Origin of the sequence: Paenibacillus sp. Root52 (genome assembly GCF_001426865.1) — a bacterium.
GTDB lineage: Bacteria > Bacillota > Bacilli > Paenibacillales > Paenibacillaceae > Paenibacillus.
In genome coordinates this window covers 49,735-75,232 of record NZ_LMFO01000031.1, presented here as the reverse complement: position 1 = coordinate 75,232, position 25,498 = coordinate 49,735, and the positions used below count along the sequence as shown (strand labels likewise).

Annotated in this window: 22 protein-coding genes; 10 read left to right on the top strand and 12 right to left on the bottom strand. The window is 47.2% G+C overall.

From position 1 onward, the window contains the following. Positions 1-127 precede the first annotated feature (127 nt). Positions 128-1,606: an alpha-amylase gene (locus ASD24_RS25310; RefSeq protein ID WP_056701865.1), complete on the bottom strand. Its 1,479-nt coding sequence runs from the start codon at positions 1,604-1,606 to the stop codon at positions 128-130. 200 nt (positions 1,607-1,806) lie between these two features. Next, entirely contained in the window at positions 1,807-4,143 is a 2,337-nt protein-coding gene (locus ASD24_RS25305) for an ATP-dependent DNA helicase (protein WP_056702210.1), read from the bottom strand. 157 nt (positions 4,144-4,300) lie between these two features. On the opposite strand from ASD24_RS25305, the gene ASD24_RS31450 reads away from it, so the two are divergent. Continuing rightward, positions 4,301-4,798 carry an antibiotic biosynthesis monooxygenase family protein gene (locus tag ASD24_RS31450; RefSeq protein WP_056701863.1) on the top strand — a complete coding sequence of 166 codons (498 nt, stop codon included), beginning with the start codon at positions 4,301-4,303 and terminating at the stop codon, positions 4,796-4,798. Between the two features lie 122 nt (positions 4,799-4,920). Beyond that, the gene (locus ASD24_RS25295) at positions 4,921-6,948 is read left to right on the top strand and encodes an LTA synthase family protein (protein ID WP_235540843.1); all 2,028 of its coding nucleotides are present in this window, start codon (positions 4,921-4,923) and stop codon (positions 6,946-6,948) included. 239 nt (positions 6,949-7,187) lie between these two features. Here ASD24_RS25295 and ASD24_RS25290 read toward each other — a convergent pair whose 3' ends face one another. The 4 genes from ASD24_RS25290 to cidR form a co-directional block, all read right to left on the bottom strand. Further along, complete coding sequence (locus ASD24_RS25290) at positions 7,188-7,859, bottom strand: hypothetical protein (protein WP_056701859.1); 672 nt, start codon at positions 7,857-7,859, stop codon at positions 7,188-7,190. A 63-nt stretch (positions 7,860-7,922) separates the two neighbouring features. After that, positions 7,923-8,606 carry a GNAT family N-acetyltransferase gene (locus tag ASD24_RS25285; RefSeq protein ID WP_056701857.1) on the bottom strand — a complete coding sequence of 228 codons (684 nt, stop codon included), beginning with the start codon at positions 8,604-8,606 and terminating at the stop codon, positions 7,923-7,925. Positions 8,607-8,638: 32 nt separating this feature from the next. Next, on the bottom strand, positions 8,639-9,496 hold the full coding sequence (locus tag ASD24_RS25280; protein WP_056701856.1) for a carbon-nitrogen hydrolase family protein: 858 nt from the start codon (positions 9,494-9,496) through the stop codon (positions 8,639-8,641). Positions 9,497-9,697: 201 nt separating this feature from the next. Continuing rightward, positions 9,698-10,582, bottom strand: coding sequence for a cidABC operon transcriptional activator CidR (cidR, locus tag ASD24_RS25275; protein ID WP_056701854.1), 885 nt, complete (start codon positions 10,580-10,582; stop codon positions 9,698-9,700). A 163-nt stretch (positions 10,583-10,745) separates the two neighbouring features. Here cidR and ASD24_RS25270 point away from each other — a divergent pair, with 163 nt between their 5' ends. The 3 genes from ASD24_RS25270 to ASD24_RS25260 all read left to right on the top strand — a co-directional run bounded on the left by ASD24_RS25270 (position 10,746) and on the right by ASD24_RS25260 (position 12,418). Then, positions 10,746-11,117 carry a CidA/LrgA family protein gene (locus ASD24_RS25270; RefSeq protein WP_056701852.1) on the top strand — a complete coding sequence of 124 codons (372 nt, stop codon included), beginning with the start codon at positions 10,746-10,748 and terminating at the stop codon, positions 11,115-11,117. Then, complete coding sequence (locus tag ASD24_RS25265; RefSeq protein WP_056701850.1) at positions 11,114-11,794, top strand: CidB/LrgB family autolysis modulator; 681 nt, start codon at positions 11,114-11,116, stop codon at positions 11,792-11,794. The genes ASD24_RS25270 and ASD24_RS25265 overlap by 4 nt, the downstream gene beginning before the upstream one ends. Positions 11,795-11,899: 105 nt before the next feature. Then, positions 11,900-12,418, top strand: coding sequence for an AbrB/MazE/SpoVT family DNA-binding domain-containing protein (locus ASD24_RS25260; RefSeq protein ID WP_056701848.1), 519 nt, complete (start codon positions 11,900-11,902; stop codon positions 12,416-12,418). 216 nt (positions 12,419-12,634) lie between these two features. Here ASD24_RS25260 and ASD24_RS25255 read toward each other — a convergent pair whose 3' ends face one another. After that, on the bottom strand, positions 12,635-13,003 hold the full coding sequence (locus ASD24_RS25255) for a DoxX family protein (protein WP_056701845.1): 369 nt from the start codon (positions 13,001-13,003) through the stop codon (positions 12,635-12,637). 452 nt (positions 13,004-13,455) lie between these two features. Here ASD24_RS25255 and ASD24_RS25250 point away from each other — a divergent pair, with 452 nt between their 5' ends. Next, the gene (locus ASD24_RS25250; protein WP_056702208.1) at positions 13,456-13,728 is read left to right on the top strand and encodes a winged helix-turn-helix transcriptional regulator; all 273 of its coding nucleotides are present in this window, start codon (positions 13,456-13,458) and stop codon (positions 13,726-13,728) included. A gap of 225 nt (positions 13,729-13,953) precedes the next feature. Here ASD24_RS25250 and ASD24_RS25245 read toward each other — a convergent pair whose 3' ends face one another. The 5 genes from ASD24_RS25245 to ASD24_RS25225 all read right to left on the bottom strand — a co-directional run bounded on the left by ASD24_RS25245 (position 13,954) and on the right by ASD24_RS25225 (position 20,124). Continuing rightward, entirely contained in the window at positions 13,954-14,958 is a 1,005-nt protein-coding gene (locus ASD24_RS25245) for a Gfo/Idh/MocA family protein (protein ID WP_056701843.1), read from the bottom strand. Positions 14,959-15,025: 67 nt separating this feature from the next. Next, positions 15,026-16,684 (bottom strand): glycerol-3-phosphate dehydrogenase/oxidase, encoded by a 1,659-nt coding sequence (locus ASD24_RS25240; RefSeq protein ID WP_056701841.1) that lies wholly within the window; start codon positions 16,682-16,684, stop codon positions 15,026-15,028. 391 nt (positions 16,685-17,075) lie between these two features. Continuing rightward, positions 17,076-18,563, bottom strand: a complete 1,488-nt coding sequence (gene glpK, locus ASD24_RS25235) for a glycerol kinase GlpK (RefSeq protein ID WP_056701839.1) — start codon at positions 18,561-18,563, stop codon at positions 17,076-17,078. A 23-nt stretch (positions 18,564-18,586) separates the two neighbouring features. Beyond that, the gene (locus ASD24_RS25230; RefSeq protein WP_056701837.1) at positions 18,587-19,153 is read right to left on the bottom strand and encodes a glycerol-3-phosphate responsive antiterminator; all 567 of its coding nucleotides are present in this window, start codon (positions 19,151-19,153) and stop codon (positions 18,587-18,589) included. A gap of 221 nt (positions 19,154-19,374) precedes the next feature. Next, positions 19,375-20,124, bottom strand: a complete 750-nt coding sequence (locus ASD24_RS25225; protein WP_056701834.1) for a GTP cyclohydrolase II — start codon at positions 20,122-20,124, stop codon at positions 19,375-19,377. 346 nt (positions 20,125-20,470) lie between these two features. On the opposite strand from ASD24_RS25225, the gene ASD24_RS25220 reads away from it, so the two are divergent. The 4 genes from ASD24_RS25220 (at position 20,471) to gntK (ending at position 25,275) form a co-directional block, all read left to right on the top strand. After that, entirely contained in the window at positions 20,471-21,745 is a 1,275-nt protein-coding gene (locus tag ASD24_RS25220; protein ID WP_056701832.1) for an ABC transporter substrate-binding protein, read from the top strand. Between the two features lie 115 nt (positions 21,746-21,860). Further along, complete coding sequence (locus ASD24_RS25215) at positions 21,861-22,790, top strand: carbohydrate ABC transporter permease (RefSeq protein WP_056702206.1); 930 nt, start codon at positions 21,861-21,863, stop codon at positions 22,788-22,790. Positions 22,791-22,817: 27 nt separating this feature from the next. Continuing rightward, entirely contained in the window at positions 22,818-23,645 is an 828-nt protein-coding gene (locus ASD24_RS25210) for a carbohydrate ABC transporter permease (protein ID WP_056701830.1), read from the top strand. A gap of 79 nt (positions 23,646-23,724) precedes the next feature. After that, complete coding sequence (gntK, locus tag ASD24_RS25205; RefSeq protein WP_056701829.1) at positions 23,725-25,275, top strand: gluconokinase; 1,551 nt, start codon at positions 23,725-23,727, stop codon at positions 25,273-25,275. Positions 25,276-25,498 lie beyond the last annotated feature (223 nt).

Here is a 25,498-nt window from a genome sequence, read left to right as displayed (position 1 = left end):
CTCTTTCCTCTCAAGGCTCACACTAACCAGCACAAAAAGGGCTTCACGCCAGCCATCCAGGCTAACGCGCAACCCCTTCTACACTTGAGCTATTGTCCTTGATGTAAGGCCATTACAGTACTAGCAATTAGGATGACGTTGAGGTGTGTTCCTCGTCTGGCAGAGCCCATACCGCTACACTTCCACCGTTAACGTGGAACGTCGCCCATCCATCTTCCTCAATCGTTACACGTTCCTCGCGGCTATGCGTAAGATCCGTCCAGACCTCGCCAGCCCGATGTTCACCAATGAACATGCGCTTCTCACCATCGTCTCCGTTGGAGATCACTACAGCACAGCCGGAGCCTTCGAATTCCTCTGCGCCACGCCGTACCCATCCAATCGTATTCGCATGGTCGAAGTAGTCTTCCTGCTCACCATACGCCTTATGACAGCGTGCATAGAGCAGAATGTCCAAGATCTCTTTTTTCCCCTCAACAGGTTCAGGGCCACCAATGCCGTAATAATCTCCGTAAAAGACTACGGGGTACCCATCACGACGCAGCAGCGTCAGTGCATATGCGCTTGGTTTGAACCAATCTCCAACCCAGGATTCAAGTGCCTCATGCGGCTGGGAATCATGGTTATCTACAAATGTCACAGCATGCGTAGGATGTGTGTGTACTAATGTATCTTCGAAAATTTTGGAGAGATCGAAATCTCTTCCCGCCAGAGACGCCTCATGCAATTTATAGTGTAGGGACACATCGAATAGATCGATCTGATAATCCACCGTATCCAAGAATTCCCGACAAGCATCCAGATTGGAGTTCCAGAACTCACCTACAATGTAGAAATCCTGACCCCGTTTCCGAATCATCTCGGCAGCGAACGCTTTGATGAACTCATGATTGATGTGTTTGATCGCATCCAGGCGAAACCCGCCACATTGCAACGTATCAATCAGCCATTTGCCCCACTCAATCATTTCCTCTTTTACTTCCGGATGATTATAGTCGATGTTGGCGAACATGAGGTAATCGTAGTTGCCAAACTCATCGTCGACATTTTCATTCCAATTCTTGCCCTCTTCGGCAATACGGAATACACCTGTGCGTTCTTGTCTTGCATCAAAGTCCGTTCCATTGAAATGCTTATAGTTCCATTTAAAGGAGGAGTACTGGTCTCCCCGCCCCGGAAAATCAAACTTGGTCCAACCCTCGATCTCAAAAGGCTTAGATATCTCCTTCAACCGGTCATTCGGATCGACCTCAACAACTGGGAATACTTCCGTCTCGTCCGCACCTGCTTTATGATTCATCACTAGATCGATGTAGACGGCAATGCCATTCTTCTGGCACTCGGCAATCGCCTCAACCAGTTCTTGTTTGGTGCCATACTTCGTGCGTACACTGCCCTTTTGATCAAATTCGCCCAGATCGTATAGATCGTAAACACCGTATCCGGTATCCTCGGCCGACACTGCTTTGGTTACAGGGGGTACCCACACCGAGTCAATTCCTATGGCCTTTAGCTCAGGAGCCATCTCGGCCAATCTCTTCCAGTGGTTTCCGTCTGCGCTAAGATGCCATTCAAAAAACTGCATCATCGTATGGTTTCTTTTCATTACAAACAGACCTCCTTTAGTGCTTACGAAGCGGACCTCGGAGTGTATACGTATCCCGTAGTTCGTTCGGTTGCTAACCAAGTAATAACCCGCTAGACCACCTATTCAATCATGCAAGCAGAAAAATATATACTTAAGCCATGCTATGACAGAGCGCATGTAAAGGTCCGTGTTGCCTCTTGATTTTGTTTCATCTCAGCTTACCTGGCCTTGTTCGGATGAATCAGCTTGTAGTCTCTCCACTCCTCCGGCAACAGCGAATGATACGGTTCCTGCGTGAACCGGTCGTCGATCAATACCAGTATGCCGTGGTCTTGCTCGGTACGAATGAGCCTGCCACCTGCTTGCAACACTTTGTTCATACCTGGGAAAATATAAGCATAGTTGAACCCTCTTCGCCCTGTGCGATCAAAATAATCCTTAAGCACATTGTTCTCTAGACCAATCTGCGGCAACCCTGCACCGACCACCACAACGCCGTTCAGTCGATCACCAGGTAAATCCACACCTTCGGCAAATACGCCGCCAAGAACAGCAAAGCCCAGTCGAGTTCGCTCCGGATTCGGCTGGAACGCGTTCAAGAACTGATCCCGCTCCGCTTCACTCATTCCTTGTTCCTGCATGACAGCATCCACCTGGCTCCCTGCAAACACTCGCATATACGTCTCATGCACTTCACGCATATACGGATAGGAAGGGAAAAAGACCAACAGATTATGACGTGGACGTTCAGCGACAAGTTGATCGAGTAATTGAGCGATGGCAAGCCGTGATGCTTCTCGATCCTTGTAACGGACAGATAATGGCATGAGACGCACGTCCAACTGTTCGCGAGAGAATGGGGAAGGCACCTGTAACGTATAGTCCTCTTCCCCTGCTCCGAGCATATCCCGGTAATAGCTCATCGGAGATAGCGTTGCTGAGAAATGGACGACACTGCGGAAACCTTTGGCCGTCTGACGAAGCAGGGCGGAAGGATCCAGACAGAACAGCTTAATTCGCACTTCACTTCGCTCACATTCCGCATAAGTCATGAATCGTTCATCATACAACTTGGCGATGCGCAGGAAATTCTGAGCGGTGAAATAGCCATCCAGCAGCAATTCATCTATCTCAGCATGCCCCGATCCTCCTTCCAGGAGACACTGCTCAGCAGCCATCACAAACGGTTCGAGCAATTCAATAAGCTCTTCCGGCATTTCTTGGTTATACAATTTATCCTCATCTCCGCCATTCTTGCGGATAGTTAGGAGGTACGTATCCACACCACCGGCACGATCAGAGATGGCCTTAGCCGAAGGCACACTGCTGCCTAACTCTTTGAATTCTCTTTTTAGTTCAAGAAAAACAGACTTCACTAACTCAGCCGAGAACATATTCCGGCCACGATCCACTAGATTGTGTGCCTCATCCACCAGAACGACGGTTCTACGCTTCTGTTCCTCCAGCATTCGTTTCAGCGAGATACGTGGGTCAAAAATATAATTGTAATCACAAATGACTGCATCAGCAGCATAGGCTGCGTCGAGCGAGAATTCAAACGGACAGACGCGATGCTTGCGAGCATACTGTTCAATGACAGGGCGCGTCATTAATGTCTCATGTTCCAGCATGTCCAGTACTGCTCCATTGATACGATCATAGTATCCTTCGCACATGCTGCACTGTCCTGCATCACAGGATTCCTCTTCTTTGAAGCAGATTTTGTCCTTGGCGGTTAGGCTAATCGCATGAATGTTTAATCCCTGAGCCTGCATTCGTGCGAAGGCTTCTTCAGCGGTAGCCCTTGTCGTCGTTCTTGCCGTCAGGTAGAACAGCCTTTCGGCCTCGCCCTCTCCAATGGCTTTGACCGCAGGAAAAAGCACCGACATCGTTTTGCCAATGCCCGTTGGTGCCTTCGCCATCAACCCCTTGCCCTCACGGATCGTCTGGTACACGGCTCCTGCTAACTTCCGTTGTCCTTCCCGGTATTTCTGAAAAGGGAACCCCAGCGCGCGTACACTAACATCACGCTTCTCTTCATACGCAGCAATCATCTCTGCATAAGGAGCGTATCCAGCGATAACCTCTGCAGCAAATTGCTCAAGCTCATGCCGTTCCATCATGCGCCGGAATCGTCTCTCTTCACTATTCACTGTGTGCACATATGTTAATTGCACCTGCATTCTCGGCTCATCATTCACCCTTGCATACATATAGGCGTACATGATCGCCTGTGCCCAATGCACCGGAAGACCTTCACCCAGCTCATCCAGAGGACCCGCAGTGGACTTGATCTCATCCACCGTTAGCTGCCCCTGAAGGCGGATGATGCCATCACAGCGTCCTTCAACAACATAGGTCAGGTCACCATGTTGAAGTTCTGCCTCTAGCACCACTTCCTTCTGGTCTTCCTCGTTATACCCCTTCTGAACTCGCTGGTGAATTCTTGTTCCTTCCTGCATGGATGCATTGGTGCGGAATCCTGGACGGATACTGCCGCTACGATACACATATTCCACCAAAGGACGTACCGATATTCGAATAGTATTTGTCATACGATCACCCGTTCTCATAGTATTCTCTATACTTTATCATAAATAGACACGTCCCCGTCTATCCCATAATTGGACTCGTCCTATTTCGTTGTGCTATGTTGTGGAAGATATGACTAGGGCATATTGAGAAATGTCCTATAATAAGGAGGCCGTTACGATGTACATTTATTTGGTTCCTTCCCCTACTCCAGATGCTCTTGCTGCATATCCACACCTCACATTGCGCAGTGAAGATGAGGTTCGGATCGCACTGGAGTCATCCGAACGATTGGTGAACATCGAATCCGATGATCACGTTGCTGCCTATGAAGCATTTGATTCTGCAGGAAGCTGGACAGGCGGTGGATTTGCTGTGCTGAATAATATTCCTGTGACAGAAGACGGACGCAGCAACTTCGAGGAACGATTCAAAAACCGTGCACGCAAAGTGGAAGAAGAGCCCGGGTTTGTCGGCATTCGTGTGCTTCGTCCACTTAAGGATGATACGTATGTTGTACTTACGCTCTGGCAATCCGAAGCGCATTTCAAAGGCTGGCAGGAGTCTCAAGCCTATAGCCATGCCCACCGTAACCGGAGCACAAGCGAAGGGCTTACTGCCCAGAAGCCTAACATGTTTCCGCGACCTTCCTTTGTGACCACATATACCATAACGTAACTAGAACATGATATACATCACGTGTTGTCCTGATGACCTCATCCTATTTGGATGGGGTCTGTTTGGGTTATGTAGGCTATAATCCTTTTTTTGACATAGCAACCCTCTAGATAGGATAATACTTGTTAAACGAAACTTCGGAAGGGAAGGCGGTACGTTTGTCACGCAGTTCACTCACCCGGTTTCTAAAAGGACCGTTTATATGGTTTACCCTGATTATGATCCTCAAAAGCTCGCTCGCCTGGATCGTCATCTTCGATGATATCCCGCTGTGGAAACCCTTGCTCACGGAACTACCCATGATCTGGGCTTGCTTCTGTCTGATTGAATGGTTTGCAGCCAAACGGCGAATGTGGTTATACCTCGGGCTTAATCTACTGCTGTCAGGCATCTTCTTCGCCGCTATTATGTATTACAAATATTACGGCGTCATCGTCAACTATCATGCCCTGGCACAGGTGAACCAAGTGACGTCTGTTAAGAGCAGCATGTTCTCTCTGCTTGATCCATATTATCTCTTTATTTTCACAGATATCGTTATTATTGGTGGCTTGTTAATCCGTCGTCGTATGAAATTCGGTAAACCGAATCACCCCGCTGAGAAGCTGGTGGAACGAAAGACGAGAAGGCGGATCGCGTCCGTTGTTCTAGTCATGTCACTCGTCATAGGCATGCTTAACATCTATCCTAACCGAGCGAGTATGAGTGAGATTACCCAAGCAGAACAGATGGGCATTCTCGGCTACGAAGCCTTTACCATTCTCGCAGATCGTCCAGATCAGCCTGTGCCCATCAACCAGATTACTCAAGATCGAATTGAGGAACTGAAGCAGACAACCGATTTGCCGGCGATCAATCTATCAGGAGCAGCCAAAGGTCGTAATGTGATCATGCTGCAGCTGGAATCGTTCCAGAATTTCCTGATTGGACTTCAAGTGGATGGACAAGAAATCACGCCTCATCTTAACCAGCTGGTAAGGGATAGCATGTATTTTCCGAATTTCTATCAACAGGTTGGACAAGGAAACACGTCGGATGCAGAATTCGTGGTGAACACGTCGTTCTATATCCCGCCCAATGGTGCAGCAGCTACCGTGTATGCAGACAAAGCACTCCCTAGCCTACCCAAACTCATGTCTGCCAATGGGTATCAAACGGCTACTTTTCACACCAACGACGTCCGTTTCTGGAATCGAGATCAGCTCTATCAGGCTCTAGGCTTCGACAACTATTATGATATCCATTACTTCGGTACGAATGACACGATCGCCTTCTCTGCGTCAGATGATGTGTTATATGACAAGACGCTGGACCAACTGGAGGCTATGCAGTCCGCTGGCTCACCCTATTACGCTCATATTATTTCAATGTCGGCGCACCATCCGTATCATCTGCCAGACAGCAAGATTAGTTTAGAATTGCCTGCTCGATATCAAGATACGCTGCCTGGCGATTATCTGATCTCCCAGCATTATGCGGACCAAGCGGTTGGGGAATTTATTAACGGGCTCAAGGAACGTGGACTGTGGGATAATAGTCTGCTCGTGGTATATGGAGACCACCTGGGACTTCCCATCTATTCCTTAGATCCAGAGGACGAAGTGTTAATGGAAGAAATCTACGGACGAGGTTATACTTCTGTGGACATGATTAATATTCCGCTCATCGTTAACGCACCTGGCATCACCCCCGCTATGCAGTTGGAACAGCTTGGGGGACATGTGGATATTTTGCCAACGATTGCGGGACTTACTGGAGTATCTCTGCAAGATCAGCTTCATTTTGGACAAGATCTGCTTCGAGAAGGAGGAAATCTGCTGCCAGAGCGATATTACCTGCCTTCGGGTTCTGTCCTGAATGATACTTCCTTATTCGTTCCTGCGACGGGGTATGGGGATGGGATGCACTATTCCCTTGCAAATGTGGGTAGACATGATGCACATAAATGGAATATTCTAGGCGAAGAAGAGTTCCATCGTCAAACGGATGAAGCTTCAACCACGCTAAGTGGCTCATCCAGCTCTAGTGAGTTATCCTCTGCATCTTCTGCCGGATATGTAACCAAGGATCAATATGACCGCGCACTACAGCTTATGCACTTATCCAATAGTTATCTGATTCAGTTACCCGAGCATCATGCAGCGCAATAGCTAAACAGTTTTGATACAGAGCTTATGTATAAGTGACCCTCCCTCCGTTCATGGGGGATGGGTTGCTTTTTTATTTTATAGAGCAAAGCCAGAGCTTCTTGGTATTCATTCATCCATTATTCTGACTTTATCGAGGGTTCCAGTGGAGAATAAATGATATTCATTTGAAAATGTAAAAAAAAACAAAAAATAACCCGAACCCTAAAGAGTCAGGGCTCAGGTTATTCAACTCAATGCAATTACAAAGGCAACAATGGAACGGTTGTACGTGCAGACAGTTTGTCCACCATTTCCAGCCATTCCTTCGGCTTATTCGGCAATACCGCATAGTAACGATTCAAGAAATCAGCCACTAAGCTCGCTGGCAGTTCACCCTGGTTCTCGTCACTTGGCATGAAACACAGATCGAGTCCGCCTACAGCTTCGCCATCTCCTTGCCAAGATGGATGAACGTAAGGGAAGTCCAAGCGTTGGTAACCGAGGTGTGACAACACTTCACGGCGAACATACGGATTCATCGGTTTAATGCCACCAAACTCATGATCCTGATCTAGATAAGGATTGTAAATCTCAGCAAACATACCGAATAGCTCCTTGCCATTCGCCGCTGCCAGACTCTTCAGATCACGCTCGCGATGGCGAGCAAGGAAACTACCGATGCCCAACCCTTCACGGCCGATAATCGTAAAATCAGTCATGGCAACGTTCCAATCCTCGTAGTAGCGGTATTCTGTAGCGCCAACTACACTACCTTCATGAACAGCAACGAACACCCGAATCCCCGGATCTTCCAGTGGCTCTTCCCAGAGCGGGAAATCCAATACTTCCTCCGCCGGGAAAATCTCTTGCATCAGCTTGTGCATCTGGGCGAACAAGGGGTCTTTGATCGATGTTATACGCGTAAATTCCATAAAATAATATTCCTCCTTAATATAGATGCCCTCAGGCATCCTTCGTAATCAAAAGCGGACTTTTTAATCTACCTCTATAAATGGGTTTCTCCACTCCATTAATGCGGCGTAATCACAAGACTCTTCATCATCCAGATAATGAGCAGTGACACCTACCGGCATACGCCCACAACGGAGCAGGAATGATATCACCGGATCATGCAGCTCTCCTGCAACGACTTGCTCCAAATATTGCTCAGCAGACACCTGCTCTGCCACGAGATGGTATCCCGGCATTCTGCCAGCACCGAGCAGTCGATCCATCCCTTGATGAATAACCAACTGATACATCGCCTGCATCATTAACTGGGCAAGCCCCCATTTGCGATACTTGGGACGAACGCAAAGGTCCACGATGTACAACGTATTACCATCGGGCTGATGATTACGGATATAACCATCATCTGTTACTTCAGTCCACGAATGATTGTCCGGTTGAGCCGGGTTCCATTGCATTCGAAGTGACGTCATGGACCCTGCAAGTTCCCCATCCACTTCAATACAGATGGCTCCGTCCGCATAATGCGCAACATGACTTGCCAGTTGTTCGTGGTTCCAGAGCAGCTCCTCCGGGTAGGGTGGGGGAAAGCTCTCTGCCTGAATACGGATCAATTCATCAAAGTCCGCTTCCGCATAAGTACGAATGACCGCTCTCACTGGCTTCCGCTGGCGATCCGGGCCGGTGATTCGTATTTCTTTGTTATACATGCTGACCGACTCCTCCTCTCAGGCAGTTCAATCTATTCCCAATCGGTATATAGATCTGTACGGCGGTCACGCCACGTGGTTACCGAGCCGCGCTCACGCACCTCATACAGCAAGTCAAGATCCAGATCAGCGGTTACGATCATATCGTTATTGATCTCACCTTCAGCCAGAATGCCGCGTGGTGGGAAAGGTACATCGTTCGGTGTAATGATTGCAGCTTGTCCATAGTTGGCACGCATGAAGTCTACCGTAGGCAGATTACCCACCGTTCCAGTCAGCACCACATAGACTTGGTTCTCTACCGCACGAGCATGACTTGTATAACGCACACGGTAGAATCCATGACGGTCGTCCGTGCAGGAAGGACAGAAAATCACATCGGTACCCTTCGCCTTAGCCATACGTACGATCTCTGGGAATTCGATATCGTAACAGGTTAGCATCGCAATGCGGCCTTTATCCGTGTCGAACACTTCAAGTCCATCCCCAGCAGCCATATTCCACTCTTCCACTTCTGTTGGCGTAATATGAATCTTCGCCTGGCGGGCGATACGCCCATCTGGATAGAACATGTGAGCCGTGTTATACAGCTTGCCTTCACGACGAATGACATGTGTCCCGCCGATCAGATGCATGCCATATTTGGCAGCAAGCGACGTGAACAGTTGCTCATATTGCTCTGTAAAGCTTGGTAGATCCTCAATCGTTAATGCATTTCCTTGTTCGTCCCCAATGGACATTAATTGGGTGGTGAAAAATTCGGGGAACAGCACAAATTCGGTTCCGAATTCGTCAGCTGTCCGTATGTAATGCTCTGCCTGTGCAGCGAACTGCTCAAACGAGCTAATGGTCTGTAACTGATACTGTACAGCGGATACCCGCAGTTTCATGTCGCCACCTCCAAAATTAGTTGAATCCATTTCATAACGTATCAACATGAGTGTGATGTAACTAGCTATAGACAAATTGAACCATTGTTATCTATATCTAGCCTGTATTGACGCTGCTGAGGGTATTATGAATTGGATTCTATTCTGCTCTCATTGTAACAACGAAAAGCCCTAATTTCTATTTTCATTTGTACGAGTGCCCTACTTATTCAGCATGGACTTCGTGAACCCGATCCACTCCCTCGTGGCAAAAGAAAGATAGCGATCCTTCCGCCAGATCATGCCAAGCTGCCATGGGATCACAGGCTCCGTCACGGGGATGATTCGAACACGCATATGATCGACCTCTCGGCAAATGGTCTCAGGCAGCAATGCTACGCCCAGGTTGGCCGCCACCATCGCACTGAGTAGATCCCACTGGGAGCTTTCATAGACAACCCGTGGCTGAAACCCCGCATCCTGACATGCCGCAATAATGCGATCATGTAACGCAAAATCCTCTCGGAACAACACAAATGCGTCCTGCTCCAGTTCACGAAGTGCAACCGATGGTTTGCCCGCAAGTGGGTGTGTAGGATGCACCAACAGATTCAGCTTCTCTTTTACAAACACAAAATGATCCAAAACCTCATCCATCGTAGGCAAAACAGCCACTCCGATATCAAGCGCACCACTAATGACCTCAGCCTCAACCTTTTTCGCCCCATCTTCGAACAATTGAATACTCACTTGCGGATATGCTTTGTGGAATTCACCAATAATCATCGGGAAAAAGCTGGATCCAACCATCGGCGGTAGTCCAATCCGCAAATGTCCTTTCTTCAGGTTCATCAGATCGTCCAATTCGGACGATAAACTGCGGAACGACTTTTCAATCTCCACAGCCTGACGAAAAAAAACATGTCCTGCATCTGTCAGTTGAACCTTTTTGCCATAACGATCCAGCAGGGTTACACCTAATTCATCTTCTAAGCTTTTGACCGTCTTACTAATCGTCGGTTGTGTAATGAACAAGACTTCAGCGGCTTTGGTGAAGCTCTGTTGCCGAGCAACCTCGAGAAAATATTGCAAATGGCGGATATCCATTGTCTGATTCCAGCCTCTCATAGATAAATGGAATAGAAAACATTCTTAATATGCATTTTACTCATGAAAGAATGCAATGTAAAATTTGTGATATCAAGTCATGTTTCATTTATTTTCATAAAAAACGAATGCACCCACGTTGATCATATAAGGAGGGATTCATGTGAAGAAATGGGGTCTCGGCATTCTCCAAGTTGCAATTTTGATGGCCTTCTCACTGCTCATGAACCAGCTTGCTGGTGCTCTCCATCTGCCTGTACCCGGCTCAATCCTTGGTATGGTTGTCCTCTTCCTACTGCTTCAGACCGGAGTTGTGAAACTGCGCTGGATTGAGGTCGGAGCCGCCTGGTTGCTGGGTGAGCTACTATTGTTCTTCATACCTTCCGCCGTCGGAATTATGAATTACATGCCTATGTTAGAGCATGATGGATTGCAAATTTTATTTATCGTACTGCTTAGTACATTTCTGGTTATGGTCTGCACAGGCCTCGTTGCCACTCAAATTGCCAAACGAAAGGAGCGTCACACCGGATGATTGGATTTCTCTGCTTGCTGTTAACCGTCGGAATTTACTGGATTGCCAAACGTATGTATCGCAGCCTGCCCAAGGTCTATCTGTCTCCGCTACTGATTACACCGCTTCTCGTCGTTGGTATACTGCTTGCAACCGGCACAGATTACGCTGCCTACAGCAGTGGCGGTAAGTGGCTTAGCCTATTATTACAACCTGCAACGGTTGCCTTTGCTGTTCCGCTTTATACCTTTTTCCATATTCTCAAAAAACATATTTCCGAAATTGTCTTCAGTGTCATGACAGGCTCTGTCGTTGCCGTTCTCTCTTCTGCTCTGCTCGCCAAATGGATGCGTCTTGATCCCGGGCTGGTGCACAGCCTTATCCCAAGATCCATCACCACACCGATTGCCATGAATGTCTCGGCTACGATTGGTGGAATTCCGGCAGTGACCGCCGTATTCGTGATTATCACAGGGCTACTTGGCGCGATTATGGGGCCTTCGATCGTTAAAATGCTTCGCATTGATGGAGAGATTGCTCGCGGAACACTCCTTGGAACCGGTGCCCATGGAACGGGAACCTCGAAGGCATTTGAGCTTAGTTCGTTGACGGGAACCATATCAAGTATCTCCATGGTGCTTGCCGCATTGTTCACTTTAGCCGTTGCTCCCATACTCTCCAGTCTTATTTTCCCATAATAGATGGAATTATCCCTATTTTTTGAAATATTATTGTTGTATTAAAGCCCTTTCTTCCTTACAATAAGGACAGGTTTTAATTGCTAATATTGCGGGGGAGATGCGATGAAAAGAACCGGAATGAAGAGATCTCTGGACCGCCTTGGACGAATTGTCCTTCCCAAAGAAATGCGGGATACGATGGAAATCCATATCGGCGATCCTCTCGAGTTTTTCATTGAAGGGAAAGAGTTGATTTTGAGAAAGTACAAATCAACATTGTGTATTTTTTGCGGTGACGTGGATACGGAAATGTATTTCAAAGAGCAATTCATCTGCCGGACTTGTGCAATTCAATTAAAACACCCAGATGACACTCCCGACTGGTTCGTACCTCAGAACAAACAGGCTCCTGCACCCGTGGAGCGTCCTGCTGGCAAACCTGCTACTAGCTCATCTTCGGAATGGGAAGAAGGCCAAGCAGCTACAGGAACCGAATACCCGGATCTTCGTCCGAAAACGGCACGTATGCTGCAACAAATGAAGGAAATCGTTGAACAGAATCCAGGTTTGGCCCAACAGCAAATTGCCGAGAAGTTAGGCATTAGCCAAGGACGCGTCTCTCAGCTCAAAAAACTACTATAAATATAATGCATATATTATTAATATTGTTTGGAGACCTTCCGATTCCGGAAGCCCGCTGCAAGAGAACCCGTTGATTACTGTGGGTTCTTTTTTTTGTGCATATTGGTTTACGAACTTACTATATACTTTGTCACGCACAAAAAAGAGGATCACCGTTGTAAGAACAGTGATCCTCTTAGCATATTGCATATACTTAGCATTCGCAGCGACCGAAGGTTAAGCCTGTACCGCTTCAATATCCGTATCTTCCATCTGACGCAAACTCACAATCAGAACAACAATATTAGCCACCAGCAGCACCGCTGGGAAAGGAATAGCCCCATATTGTCCATAGATCAAATGGCTTCCTACAGCTCCGATTAGGATAAACGTCAGTGCACCTGAAGCCAGAACCCGGCTACGTGGAATTAATAAACCAACCGCGCTCAGAAGCTCAACGCCACCGATCAGATACATGGTCCATTTTGGATAAGAGAAGCTATCAAAGGTCTGTACCATCATATCCGCACCCACAACCTTGTTATACCCTGTCATTACAAATACACCTGCAAGCACAACCAGTAAAATGTAACCTAAAATTCTCATATGTATGTTCCTCCATTTTTATATGTCATGTTGAATGTTGTACTAATCGTACTTCAATCTAAAGGTTTCTCCGTCTTTATTCTATGTAAAGGCTACCGAGGTAACTCTATCTTTCGCTTCAGCTAAAGGTGATACATCCCAGCATAATTTATATGTATACATACAATACAGACTAAAAATCATTAACTTACTTTTATAAAGTGAGTATATAATAATAAGATTATTTAATCAAGTAATTTTTTGATAAATAGTGTATAATACGTACAAAAGGTATGTTACAGTATTATTAGTAGTAACTTGCGTTGACTTGATTGTCCTTTATTTTTGTTAGAGTGGCAGAGAGCCAATTCTTTATATACATGAACTATGTTATCAATCTTCTTTGAATCGAGGTGAACACGTTGAAATTGAGAAAAGTGAAGTCGCCGAGTCCCTGTCTGATCACACAAGCCATGGATATTATCGGTAAGAAGTGGGTGCTGTTGATCATGTATCAACTCTTATCCGGGCCCAAACGGTTTACCGAGCTTGAAGCGGAGATGGCTATTAGCGGACGACTATTGTCCGAGCGTCTGAAAGAGATGGAGACGGAAGGCATTGTCACAAGGCATATGTATCCTGAAATTCCTCCTCGGGTTGAATACGAGTTGACACCTAAAGGCAGAGCCATTGAGCCCGTAATCAACCAGATTTATGGATGGTCGTCTGAATGGTTGAAACGATAACATCATCCAGTTGGTTAAGCCAGCTTCTCCGTTAAAGCAATTATCGTTATTGAGTTTGCTTAGTGATTGGCTGAATGAATATGTGTAACACAAAGACGCCTGACTGCGGCTAGATCCTCGGATCACTTCCGCTGTCAGGCGTCTTTCATTACTTTTATATTCAACAATGTAAGTTAATTAACACCTAGAAAATATGAGTTACACTTTACCGAGTTTTAATGCTCTTTAATGAGAAAGCTCCTTCAAGGGCTGCAATTTCACAGGCAATCCAGATTCAGCTGACGCTAAAGCTGCGGTCGTAATCTCTTGGGTTCGACATGCATCTGCATAATCGGAGAGAATGCGTGAACGATCCCCTGTGCGAAGAGCGTGGATGAATGCTTCATTTTCCCGTTCATAAGGATTATGCCCTGCTGGAATTTCTTGTCCAGCCATTGCATGACGAGCCGCACTCGGAAGCAGAAGACGTTCCGGTGTCCAATCCCACACACCTGCTTCTGTATAGAATTGTAGCCCTGCTCCGCCCTCACCATCGGGTAGTAAGCAAGTATTCGCAATACTGGCAATCGCACCACTCTGCAACTTGATGGATACATTAGCTACATCCGATACTGTTACATGGTCATGCTTCTCATGCATAATACGCTGCGCGGCAACAGCATACACCTCAGTCACTTCACCCGCGCAATACCGTAATAAATCCACAATATGTGTAGTCTGTTCTACGAATTGACCTCCAGAACCCTCTTGTCTACGCCACCAAGCCACGCCAGGCATACCGCCCATCCAGCGTCCAAGCGCCATACCAACTGTCTGCTCTTGGATCGCTTCCCGTAGTACCTGAGCTGCCTCCTGGTATCTGAAGTGATAACCTACAGAAGTTAATAACCCCGTATTTTGTACCTGTGACAACACCTGTTTGGGGATATCCATGCCGGTGCTGAGTGGTTTCTCCACTAGGAATGGGATGTTACGACGTATCAGTTCAGCTTCTATTGAACCATGAGACATTGGAGGCACACAGATGTAAACAGCATCTAGCTTTTCCCCATCCAACATATGCACTAGCTCACCATAACCAGCAGCATCATATACGGAAGCCATTGCCTCCGCTTTCTCTTGTGTTGTGCCAAGAACCGCAGCGACACGTACACCTTCCATTCTTGCCAGAATATCTGCATGAACTTTACTGAACCAGCCTGTTCCAATGATTCCGATCTGCAATGTCATGGATGTAGCCCCTTTCTAAATTACGCGCTTACATGTTCCATTCGACCCCCAGTGTCGAAATCCTGCCTTATTTTTTGCCAGATGCCTCCAGCAGCAAGCGATCCAGTTCCTGCCTATATGCTTCCGTCTGTTCATCTGTCCACAATAAACGTTCACTCATATAACGGATAACAGTGGTCTTCCACTCTCGGACTTCGTTAATACGGAAAAATAAATCTCCCGTTCTCCTTACGAAGAAATCGGCAGGAGTCACCGTCATCTCTTCTTCTATTGCATACTTGAGCATTAACAACAGCTCCGGTGGTAACCCATGCCACTCTGCTTTTGTCCGTGGAGCCGGCATCCGATCATAGAGAGCGTCCACATTCGAGCCATAGGTACGTGCCAGCCGTTCAGCCGCACGACGCTCTAAACCAAGTGCAACGCCATCCTTAATCTTACGTTCTGCATAGGACTCGAATCCAGCAGACCCGCCCACATCGCCTCCAGAGATCGGCATCTTTTTGGTCAAGCATGCCTTAACCGATTGACCTGTTTCCTTCTCCAACTGCCGGGCAGCCAAATCTACGACCATTTCAGCCATTTTACGATATCCCGTTAGTTTGCCTCCAGCAATCGTAATCAGCCCTGAAGCCGATACCCAAACCTCGTCTTTACGAGAAATTTCAGAGGGATCTTTACCTTCTTCATGGATAAGCGGGCGCACCCCTGCCCAGCCAGATTCTACATCCTCTGCACGAATGCTCATCTGAGGGAACATACCGTTGATCGCATCGATGACGTAATCTCGGTCAGATTTAGAAATCAATGGATGTGCCGGATCATCCGTATAAACGGTGTCTGTTGTGCCGACATAGGTTTTGCCATCTCGTGGAACCGCGAATACCATCCGTCCGTCAGGTGTATCAAAATAAACCGCCTGCCTTAACGGAAATCGTGAACTGTCGAACACTAAGTGAATGCCTTTGGTCATCTGCAATGTCTTGCCTTCACGTGAACCATCCGCCTTACGCAGCTCATCCACCCATGGACCAGAAGCATTGATGACCTTGCTTGCCCGAAGCTGATAGGTCTGGCCATGAATCTGATCCGTCGCTTGGATGCCGATGATCTGACCGTTTACTTTAATGAATCCGTCTGCCTTCACATAGTTCACAGCCTGCGCCCCATAACGTACCGCTTCCTTCATTACCTCGATGGTCAGCCTTGCATCATCTGTGCGATATTCAACGTAAAGTCCGCTGCCTAGCAGTCCCTCTTTACGCAATAAAGGCTCCATGTCTGCTGTTGCCCCGGCATTTAACATCTTGCGCCGTTCGCTATACTTCACCCCAGCTAATCGGTCATACACCATCAATCCGAGGGAGGTGCTGAACCGACCAAAAGTACCTGCCGTATAGATTGGCAACAACATCGGTTCCGGTGTGGTCACATGCGGTCCATTTTCATAAACGACGGCTCGCTCACGACCTACCTCAGCGACCATCTTCACTTCAAACTGCTTCAAATACCGTAGACCGCCATGAACCAGCTTGGTGGAGCGACTGGAGGTTCCCGCAGCAAAATCCTGCATTTCCACAACGGCTGTCTTCAATCCACGAGAAGCTGCATCTAGTGCAATACCCGCCCCCGTGATGCCACCTCCAATGACCAAGATGTCAAAATGTGCATTCGCCATGTCTTGCAAATATTCCGTACGATCTATCGCTGAGAAAGAAGCCGTCATCCGTTACACTCCCATTCATTCCCTATATTTTAGCCGCAAAAGAACAAAAAAAAGACCACGTCATTCGCTACAGCAATTGCTGAGCGGTACGTGGTCTCTCCCGATCTCCAGACATCATTTTTTAACTTGTAACCCAATCCTATCACACATTTTGAGTGGCGTGAAGTCCTGAAATGACACATTATTCAAAAAAATTTTAAATTTTTCATAATGACAAGGATGGATTTTCAATCTGATCCACTAAGGCTTATCTTTTCCTAATTGTGGGTATATGGTTTTAGTTACACAGGAAGATATCCCCTGTAATTTATGCATCATTTTCCACCATTAAATCTCAGCTTATCCATATGTTTAATTATAAAGTGCAAATACCCTTTTTGCTTATTGCCATTCATTTAAAAGCCATTGCTGCTGCAACCGCACGCTGCCAACCTGCATATAGCTCGTTTCGTTGCTCAGGTGCCATCACCGGTTGGAATTCTCGCTCCGTGTTCTCATGATCCTTCAATTCCTCCGTGCTATTCCAATAACCGACAGCAAGCCCTGCCAAATACGCTGCACCTAATGCGGTCGTTTCATTCACGGTAGGACGTTCGACAGGAATGCCCAGAATATCACTTTGGAACTGCATTAAGAAATCATTGGCTGCCGCTCCGCCATCTACTCGCAATTCATTTACTATAATTCCTGAATCGGTCTCCATTGCAGCAAGCACGTCTCTGGTCTGGTAGGCCAGTGCTTCAAGCGTAGCCCGGATAAAATGCTCTTTCGTCGTCCCACGTGTCAGACCAAATACGGCTCCCTTCACTTCACTATCCCAATAAGGACTACCTAACCCAACAAAGGCAGGCACCATGTATACACCATCCGTCGATGGAACACGCGCAGCATAATCCTCACTATCTCGAGATGAACGCAGCATTCTAAGGCCATCCCGCAACCATTGCACCGCTGAACCTGCAACAAATATGCTACCTTCTAAGGCATACTCTACCTTACCATCAATCCCCCAGGCGATCGTTGTAATAAGCCCATGGTCGGATTGCACAGGCTCCTCACCTGTATTCATCAACATGAAGCAGCCTGTGCCATAAGTGTTTTTCATACTGCCCTTGGTATAGCAACCCTGCCCGAATAACGCTGCCTGTTGGTCACCTGCTGCACCTGCAATGGGAATCTTATGACCGAAGAAATGATATTCTGTCGTGTATGCATACACTTCGGAGGATCCGCGTACTTCCGGCAACATAACCTTAGGGATATCTAGAATATCCAATATTTCTTCATCCCATTGTAATTCATAAATATTGTACATGAGTGTACGTGAAGCGTTGGATACATCGGTGATGTGTGTGCCCCCGCTAAGTTTCCAGATCAGCCAGCTATCAATCGTGCCAAACAGCAATTCTCCCCGTTCCGCACGCTCCCGTGCACCAGGCACATGATCCAGAATCCACTTCACTTTAGTTCCCGAGAAATATGGATTAATGAGCAGACCTGTTTTGCGTTGGAAGAGATCGCCTAGCCCCTTCGTTTTCAGCTCATCACAGATCTCAGCTGTCTGTATGGACTGCCACACAACTGCGTTATAGATCGGACGCCCCGTTTCTTTGTCCCATACAACGACCGTTTCGCGTTGATTCGTGATTCCAATTCCAGCAATCTGGGCTGGTTTGATTCCACTTTCCGCGAGGCATGATGCCATAACTGCTAGGATGGAACTCCAGATTTCATTCGCATTTTGCTCAACCCACCCGGGCTTAGGAAAATATTGCGGAAACTCCTGTTGAGCGCTATGCACAATCTCTCCGTTCTGGTTAAACAAAATGGCTCGGGAACTTGTTGTCCCCTGATCCAGCGCCATGATATATTTTTCCATCGAAACAACCTCCTGTTTAATGACTATGTAAGCGATTCCCCAAAATGACGGATCAAGTCCGTATTGGACGTCGTAACAGCTGTTGCTCCGGCTTGCAGTGCAAGCTCCACCTCGTTAGCCGAACGAATTAATCCACCCGCAATGATCGGTATGCCTGTTCGATCAGATACCTCCGTAATAATATGCGGAATAATGCCGGGCAGCACCTCTATAAAATCAGGCTGGGTCTTCGTCAGTAAGTGATAGCTCTTCTGCAGCGCATTGGTATCGAGCAAGAATATTCGCTGAATGGCCGTAATTCCTTTTTGCTTCGCTTTCTGTATAACACTTGCTCGTGTTGAGATCAGCCCGGCTGGGCGAATGTGCTGGCATAGATACTCCGCAGCGTACTCATCATTTTTGAGTCCCTGGATCAGATCAGCATGCAGCAATATTTGTTTGTCTCGCCGCCGTGCTTCATCCAGCAAGCTCTGAAGCTGCGCAATATGGGTATCTAACATTACCCCATATCGATATGGCCCTTCAATCATCGCTTCAAATTGCTTCATACTCTTGGCAGCTGGCAAAATACGCTGTCCCTGAAAAGGCATGCGGCTCCCCCTACGTAAATCAGATGCCTATATTGTATATTCCATGCTCTGTTAACGGCAAGCTATGCATGTTGTTCAGACCCAAAAAAGCTGCCGTCCCCCTCACGAAGAGGGAATGACAGCAGCAGTTATCCTAAACTCACTTTACTCTAACGATAAGCATTCCATCATTGGAACCCTTGCCGATCATTCCAAATACGGCACCAGCCGAAACGTAAACGTTAAGCTTGTGCGTGCGGAAGCAACGTATCTACATCAGCCAAGTGACCAGAACGGCTCACTTTAGTTTGCAAATACTTTTCGTTAAAGGCTGAACGATCGCCCCACAGCGGAACACGTCCACCCACGTTCAATCCTGCCTCTTGCAGTGCAGCAAGCTTACGAGGATTGTTCGTGATCAAGGTAACCGGTGTTGAACGAAGCGCACGCAATACAGCAATAGCATCATCATAATTACGTGAATCGTCAGTGAATCCAAGTTGCAAATTCGCATCGACCGTATCCAAGCCTTCTTCTTGTAACAGATAAGCCATAGCTTTGCTGAACAGACCAATGCCGCGACCTTCATGGTTAGCAAGGTAGAATAATGCACCCGCACCGTGAGCAGCGATCATCTTCATGGATTGCTCCAGTTGGAAGCCGCAGTCACAACGTTTGCTGCCAAAAATGTCGCCTGTATGACAGATGCTATGCATCCGAATCAAGGCTTCTTGTGCTTCAGCAAAATCACCGTATACCAATACGCTGGATTGTTGACGCTCTGCAAGCTCCGCCGAGGCGAGTGATTCAATCAGTTCGCCACTTTCCATCGCTTGGTCAGACTTCAACCAGCTATACCACTGGAATGTGCGTGTCTCTCCATCCAGGTTGACCGGAAGCTTAATCGGTCCTACGAGGTAAATGAAGTCTTTTCCACTCGGAAAAGTCTGAATTTTAGGGGCAAGTAGCTTTATAATATGTGAATTAATCATGATCGTTCCTCCTGTTAAGCCATCTCATCGTATTTAGTCATTCGTAACAGATCCCAAAATGGATCACTCGAAAATTATACAGTACGTATCTATATTTTTGTTATCATCATTAGTTACTTTATGTAAGTTAGTTTAGAATAAAAATTATCATGTGTCAAGTAACTTTTAAATTTAAAGTAACTGATAAAAATAAGTGCAATGAACTTTCCGAACAACTTCTTATATCGTCACAAATTATTGTTTCATTCGAGGAATATTGGGTATGAGTTTAGAAACTACTCATACACTTATGTTGTAGTCCAAAGTAACATCAAGCCTTGAACATATCGATGAGGGGGTTATGCACATGATCCGCCGGAAAAGAACATGCTGGTTAGCTGTCATCCTGGTCTGCGTCCTGCTGGTGAGCGGATGCTCCATCTGGTCGGAACCAAATGATTCAGCGAACAACAAAAAGGTAACGCTTACATTATGGTATTGGAATCGTTCCATCGACGACAAGCTGATTGCCAAGGCCAAAGAGAAGTTCCCTAATATCGAGCTGACTGCTCAGAAAATTGGCGGTGATTTCAAAGCCAAGCTGAAGACGACACTTGCTGCACGTTCAGGCGAGCCGGATATCGTAGCCCTAAACGATTGGATCATGGAGCTTTTCCCTAGTGAAGATCGCTTTTATAATTTGTATGACCTTGGCGCAGGTGAGATAGAAGATCAATATTTAGAGTGGAAATGGAAACAAGGCGTCACGCCAAGTGGACAGATGATTGGGTTCCCTATGGATACCGGACCGACCGCTCTATTTTATCGAGCCGATCTATTTAAGGAAGCCGGGCTTCCTTCAGAACCGGAAGAGGTTGCTCGTCAATTGGATAGCTGGGATGCTTACGCTGCAGCGGGAGAGAAGATTAAGGATGCATTCGGAGGCAAGGTTTTTCTGACCGATAATATTGGAAGCGTTTACAACCAAGTGTTGTCCCAAGGTACCGAACGTTACTTCCGACCTGACGGTTCATTTATCGGCATGGATTCCCCCCTCGTGCGCAAAAGCTGGGATACTGCGGTAACCTTCAAGCAAAAAGGTCTGCTCGCCAATGCAGATGGCTGGACTCCAACCTGGAATGCAGCGATGAATAATGGTGAGATTGCCTCATTTGTGGGTGCGGTGTGGATGAAGCAGGTGTTGCAGGAGGCTGCTCCTGATACAACGGGTCAATGGCGTGTAACGCGAGCACCTGGCGGTGATGGTAATAACGGCGGCTCATTTCTATCTATTTTGAAATCCAGTAAACACCCCCAAGAAGCATTTGAACTTATTCGCTGGCTGCAAAGCCCTGAAAATCAACTTGAGCAATATCAAACGTTAAACTTATTCCCATCGGCACCGGGGGTATTTGATCAACCGGCGATGAAGGAGGAGGAGCCTTTCTTCGGTGGGCAGGCGACAGGACCTGTATTTGCTGCCTCAGCACAGCAAGTTCCGGATGCTTTTTTCGGGGAGCGTTATCCATCAGTACACAATATCATTACTCGGCGGTTGAATGACATTGCGAAGCAAAATAGTGATCCTCAGCAAGTGTGGACAGATACGGTACAGCGCGTTGAACGAGAATTGCAGCGATAAATTGGCTCGGTTCCGTTGACCATGTTGATCAATGTTGAAGTAACATTAACGTCTTACCCAAGTCATTGTGACCCGCAAAGGAGGAATTGATATGGCCGCAACCGAAACGACGCGAATGAATCCAGACCCTGGAGCAGCACGTCCAGATCTGAATCTAGAGAAGTCACTCCTGTCACGCATCTGGCAGCATCGGGCACTATATATTGCCATCTCTCCATTCTACCTATTGTTTGCTGTCTTTGGCTTATTTCCGATTGGTTTCTCGCTATACCTAGCCTTCCATAAGTGGGATGGCATCGGAGTCATGACGTATAACGGGCTTAACAATTTTAAATACCTGCTGTCCGATGTGGAGTTCTGGCAAGCGGTGGGCAATACGTTCATGATCTGGATCTACTCGACAATTCCGATGCTCTTCTTTGCTTTAATCATAGCTTTCCTGCTACATGCACCGTTTGTGAAGTTCAAAACCCTCTTCCGGGTGGGCTACTTCCTCCCCAACGTAACGTCTATTGTTGCTGTCGCTATCATCTTTGGCGCGTTATTTGCCAACAACTATGGCTTCCTCAATTATTTGCTACAATCGGTCGGACTTCCAGTCGTCGAATGGCTTAATGCACCATGGGGCATTAAGGTAGCCATCTCATCCATGGTTGTCTGGCGCTGGACAGGATACAATGCCGTCATCTACCTGGCTGGACTACAGAGCATTCCCAACACTTTATATGAGGCTGCTAAGATCGATGGAGCTTCAGCAATTCAATCCTTTTTCCGAATCACCATTCCGATGCTACGACCTGTCATTCTGTTTACCGTGATCACCTCCACTATTGGGGGCATGCAGTTATTTACCGAACCGCAGATTCTCGTAGGCAACGATGGTGGTGCTGGCGCTGCTGGTATGACGATTGTCCTCTATCTCTACCGCGAATCGTTCATCAACAATTACTTTGGATATGGTGCTGCTGTAGGTTGGGGAATGTTCCTTATAATCGCTCTATTCTCGATCGTGAACTGGAAGCTCGTTCAAGGTAAATCATCCTGATGTGACCATGACAAGGGGGTAGTGCTCATGACGTCCAGATCTCTCAAATCGGTAGTGTTGTATATCGGACTCATCGGGGGCATGATCATTTCCATGTTCCCGTTCTATTGGCTAATCGTGATGTCTACACGGACAACGTCGGATATTTATAGCTTCCCACCCAAGCTGTGGTTCGGGGGCGAGATGTGGAACAATATTACGCGCGTATTGCAGCAGATTGACTTCTGGGGTGCTTTTCTTAATACGTTATTTGTAGCTGGAATGGTCACTATATTGGTACTGTTTTTTGATTCTTTGGCAGGGTTTGCGTTTGCGAAGTTTGAATTTCCGGGCAAAAAATGGCTTTTCGTGCTGCTCATCGCCACCATGATGGTACCTTCGCAGCTATCCCTGGTTCCATCCTTCGTGCTCATGGCGACGTTTGGCTGGGTTGGTTCCTTCAAAGCACTCATTATTCCGGGCATGGTGAATGCCTTCGGTATATTCTGGATTCGCCAGTATGCGACGGAGTCTATTCCGAACGACCTGCTGGATGCCGGTCGAATTGACGGCTGCAACTTCTTCCGCTTGTATTGGAATGTGGCTCTGCCCATTTTGCGACCTGCCTTTGCTTTCCTTGGCGCCTTCACCTTCATTGGGGTGTGGAATGATTATCTGTGGCCCTTGATCGTACTGACAGATGAGCGAAAATATACACTGCAGATCGCCCTTTCTCAATTGAATGGTCTGTATAACACGGATTATGCCATGGTCATTGCAGGTACACTGCTCGCTGTCATCCCTTTGATCATTATGTTTCTATTCATCAGCCGTCAGTTTATTTCGGATATTGCCGCAGGCGCGGTGAAGGACTAAGAATGATTATATTTTGATCCATCCCTCAACTCTGATATTCTTATCTGTAGATAAATACCGCAGAAAGAGGGATGACAAAATGGCTTCTTCACCCTATATGATCGGCGTAGATATCGGCACAACCTCTACCAAAGCGGTTCTGTTCGAGCAAAATGGAACCATTGTATCTCAAGGCAGTGCGAATTATCCGCTGCACACCCCAACACCTGCCATCGCAGAGCAGGATGCGGAGGATATTTTTCAAGCCGTCATCGCATCGGTTAAACAGGCTACCTCCAAGGCGAAGGTGAAGCCGGATGAGATCCTATTTGTATCGTTTAGTTCTGCCATGCACAGCATTCTGCCTGTGGATGCACACGGTAAACCATTGATGCGAGCCATGACGTGGGCGGATAATCGCAGCGCCGAATGGACGAAAGTGCTCCAGTCCGATATGAATGGTCATGACATTTATCTTCGAACAGGAACACCCATTCATCCGATGTCGCCTTTGACCAAAATCATGTGGCTCACTCGTGATCAACCGGAATTGTTCCAACAAACGCATAAATTGATCTCCATGAAAGAATATGTTTTCTATAAATTGTTCTCCCAATATGTGATTGATCATTCCATGGCTTCAGCTACCGGGCTTATGAATCTAGAGAAGCTGGATTGGGATGAGGAAGCACTGCAAGTGGCAGGCATTACGCCAAAACATCTATCCAATCTTGTCCCGACAACACATGTGCTACGTCAGGGACTGCACCCAGAGTATGCTAAGGAGATGGGTATTGCGGTGACCACACCGTTTGTCATTGGAGCTAGTGATGGGGTGCTTTCCAATCTAGGAGTAAATGCGATTGATCCCGGGGTTGTAGCTGTAACCATCGGTACGAGCGGGGCGATCCGTACCGTCGTGGATCAACCAGTGACGGATCCCAAGGGTCGGTTCTTCTGTTACGCACTGACGGAGAATCAATGGGTGATTGGTGGCCCTGTGAATAATGGCGGCGTGATCTTCCGCTGGATTCGAGACGAGTTAGCCGCCTCCGAAGTAGAGACAGCGAAACGACTGGGGATCGATCCTTATGAAGTGCTGACCCGTGTCGCGGAAAATGTACCTGCCGGTTCGGAAGGGTTATTATTCCATCCTTATATGACGGGTGAACGTGCACCGCTCTGGAATCCAAGTGCACGAGGCTCCTTCTTCGGGCTGACGCTGCATCACAAGAAGGAACATATGATTCGCGCTGCACTAGAAGGGGTTCTGTTCAACCTCTATACTGTCATGCTTGCGATTGAAGAGAAAATTGGTCGTCCCACCAAAATTCATGCCACTGGCGGATTCGCTCGTTCCGAGCTCTGGCGTCAGATGATGGCAGATATCTTCGATCAGGATGTGATCATTCCCGAGAGCATTGAGAGCTCTTGCCTTGGAGCTGCGGTGCTGGGACTGTATGCTCTTGGAGAGATCGATTCTCTCAGCGTAGTATCCAATATGATTGGCTCGACACATCGGCATAAGCCAGATCAGGAGCATGTTCGGGTGTATCGCGAGCTGTTGCCGATCTTCATCCGCATATCCCGCAAGTTCGAGGAAGAATACGCGGACATTGCTGCTTTTCAGAATAAAACGATGCATCCGTAGGGACTTTCGTTCAAGAAGGGATACCAACCATTGAACAACTGAACAACATAAATAACAGGCTTCCTGCGTATGAACAGTGGGGCCTGTTTGTTGTTGTGTTTGTTACGCAGATGGCGTCTTCTTCCTCACGGCTTCTTTGAATTCCTTTTCCCTGGTTTCGTGGGCATTTTATAAATAAAAAATAATAAGGCTAACCAAAATAACAAATTAGATATTTTCACGA

Excerpts from the sequence above, each read along its gene's own strand:
- ASD24_RS25280 (WP_056701856.1), bottom strand. The coding sequence starts at position 9,496 with ATGAAACTGCGGGTATCCGCTGTACAGTATCAGTTACAGACCATTAGC.
- glpK (WP_056701839.1), bottom strand. The coding sequence starts at position 18,563 with ATGGAAAAATATATCATGGCGCTGGATCAGGGGACAACAAGTTCCCGA.
- ASD24_RS25245 (WP_056701843.1), bottom strand. The coding sequence starts at position 14,958 with ATGACATTGCAGATCGGAATCATTGGAACAGGCTGGTTCAGTAAAGTT.
- ASD24_RS25210 (WP_056701830.1), top strand. The coding sequence starts at position 22,818 with ATGACGTCCAGATCTCTCAAATCGGTAGTGTTGTATATCGGACTCATC.
- ASD24_RS25230 (WP_056701837.1), bottom strand. The coding sequence starts at position 19,153 with ATGCCTTTTCAGGGACAGCGTATTTTGCCAGCTGCCAAGAGTATGAAG.
- ASD24_RS31450 (WP_056701863.1), top strand. The coding sequence starts at position 4,301 with ATGTACATTTATTTGGTTCCTTCCCCTACTCCAGATGCTCTTGCTGCA.
- ASD24_RS25255 (WP_056701845.1), bottom strand. The coding sequence starts at position 13,003 with ATGAGAATTTTAGGTTACATTTTACTGGTTGTGCTTGCAGGTGTATTT.
- ASD24_RS25250 (WP_056702208.1), top strand. The coding sequence starts at position 13,456 with ATGGATATTATCGGTAAGAAGTGGGTGCTGTTGATCATGTATCAACTC.
- ASD24_RS25225 (WP_056701834.1), bottom strand. The coding sequence starts at position 20,124 with ATGATTAATTCACATATTATAAAGCTACTTGCCCCTAAAATTCAGACT.
- ASD24_RS25305 (WP_056702210.1), bottom strand. The coding sequence starts at position 4,143 with ATGACAAATACTATTCGAATATCGGTACGTCCTTTGGTGGAATATGTG.
- ASD24_RS25215 (WP_056702206.1), top strand. The coding sequence starts at position 21,861 with ATGAATCCAGACCCTGGAGCAGCACGTCCAGATCTGAATCTAGAGAAG.
- ASD24_RS25285 (WP_056701857.1), bottom strand. The coding sequence starts at position 8,606 with ATGTATAACAAAGAAATACGAATCACCGGCCCGGATCGCCAGCGGAAG.
- ASD24_RS25265 (WP_056701850.1), top strand. The coding sequence starts at position 11,114 with ATGATTGGATTTCTCTGCTTGCTGTTAACCGTCGGAATTTACTGGATT.
- ASD24_RS25220 (WP_056701832.1), top strand. The coding sequence starts at position 20,471 with ATGATCCGCCGGAAAAGAACATGCTGGTTAGCTGTCATCCTGGTCTGC.
- cidR (WP_056701854.1), bottom strand. The coding sequence starts at position 10,582 with ATGGATATCCGCCATTTGCAATATTTTCTCGAGGTTGCTCGGCAACAG.
- ASD24_RS25290 (WP_056701859.1), bottom strand. The coding sequence starts at position 7,859 with ATGGAATTTACGCGTATAACATCGATCAAAGACCCCTTGTTCGCCCAG.
- ASD24_RS25310 (WP_056701865.1), bottom strand. The coding sequence starts at position 1,606 with ATGAAAAGAAACCATACGATGATGCAGTTTTTTGAATGGCATCTTAGC.
- ASD24_RS25260 (WP_056701848.1), top strand. The coding sequence starts at position 11,900 with ATGAAAAGAACCGGAATGAAGAGATCTCTGGACCGCCTTGGACGAATT.
- ASD24_RS25240 (WP_056701841.1), bottom strand. The coding sequence starts at position 16,684 with ATGACGGCTTCTTTCTCAGCGATAGATCGTACGGAATATTTGCAAGAC.
- gntK (WP_056701829.1), top strand. The coding sequence starts at position 23,725 with ATGGCTTCTTCACCCTATATGATCGGCGTAGATATCGGCACAACCTCT.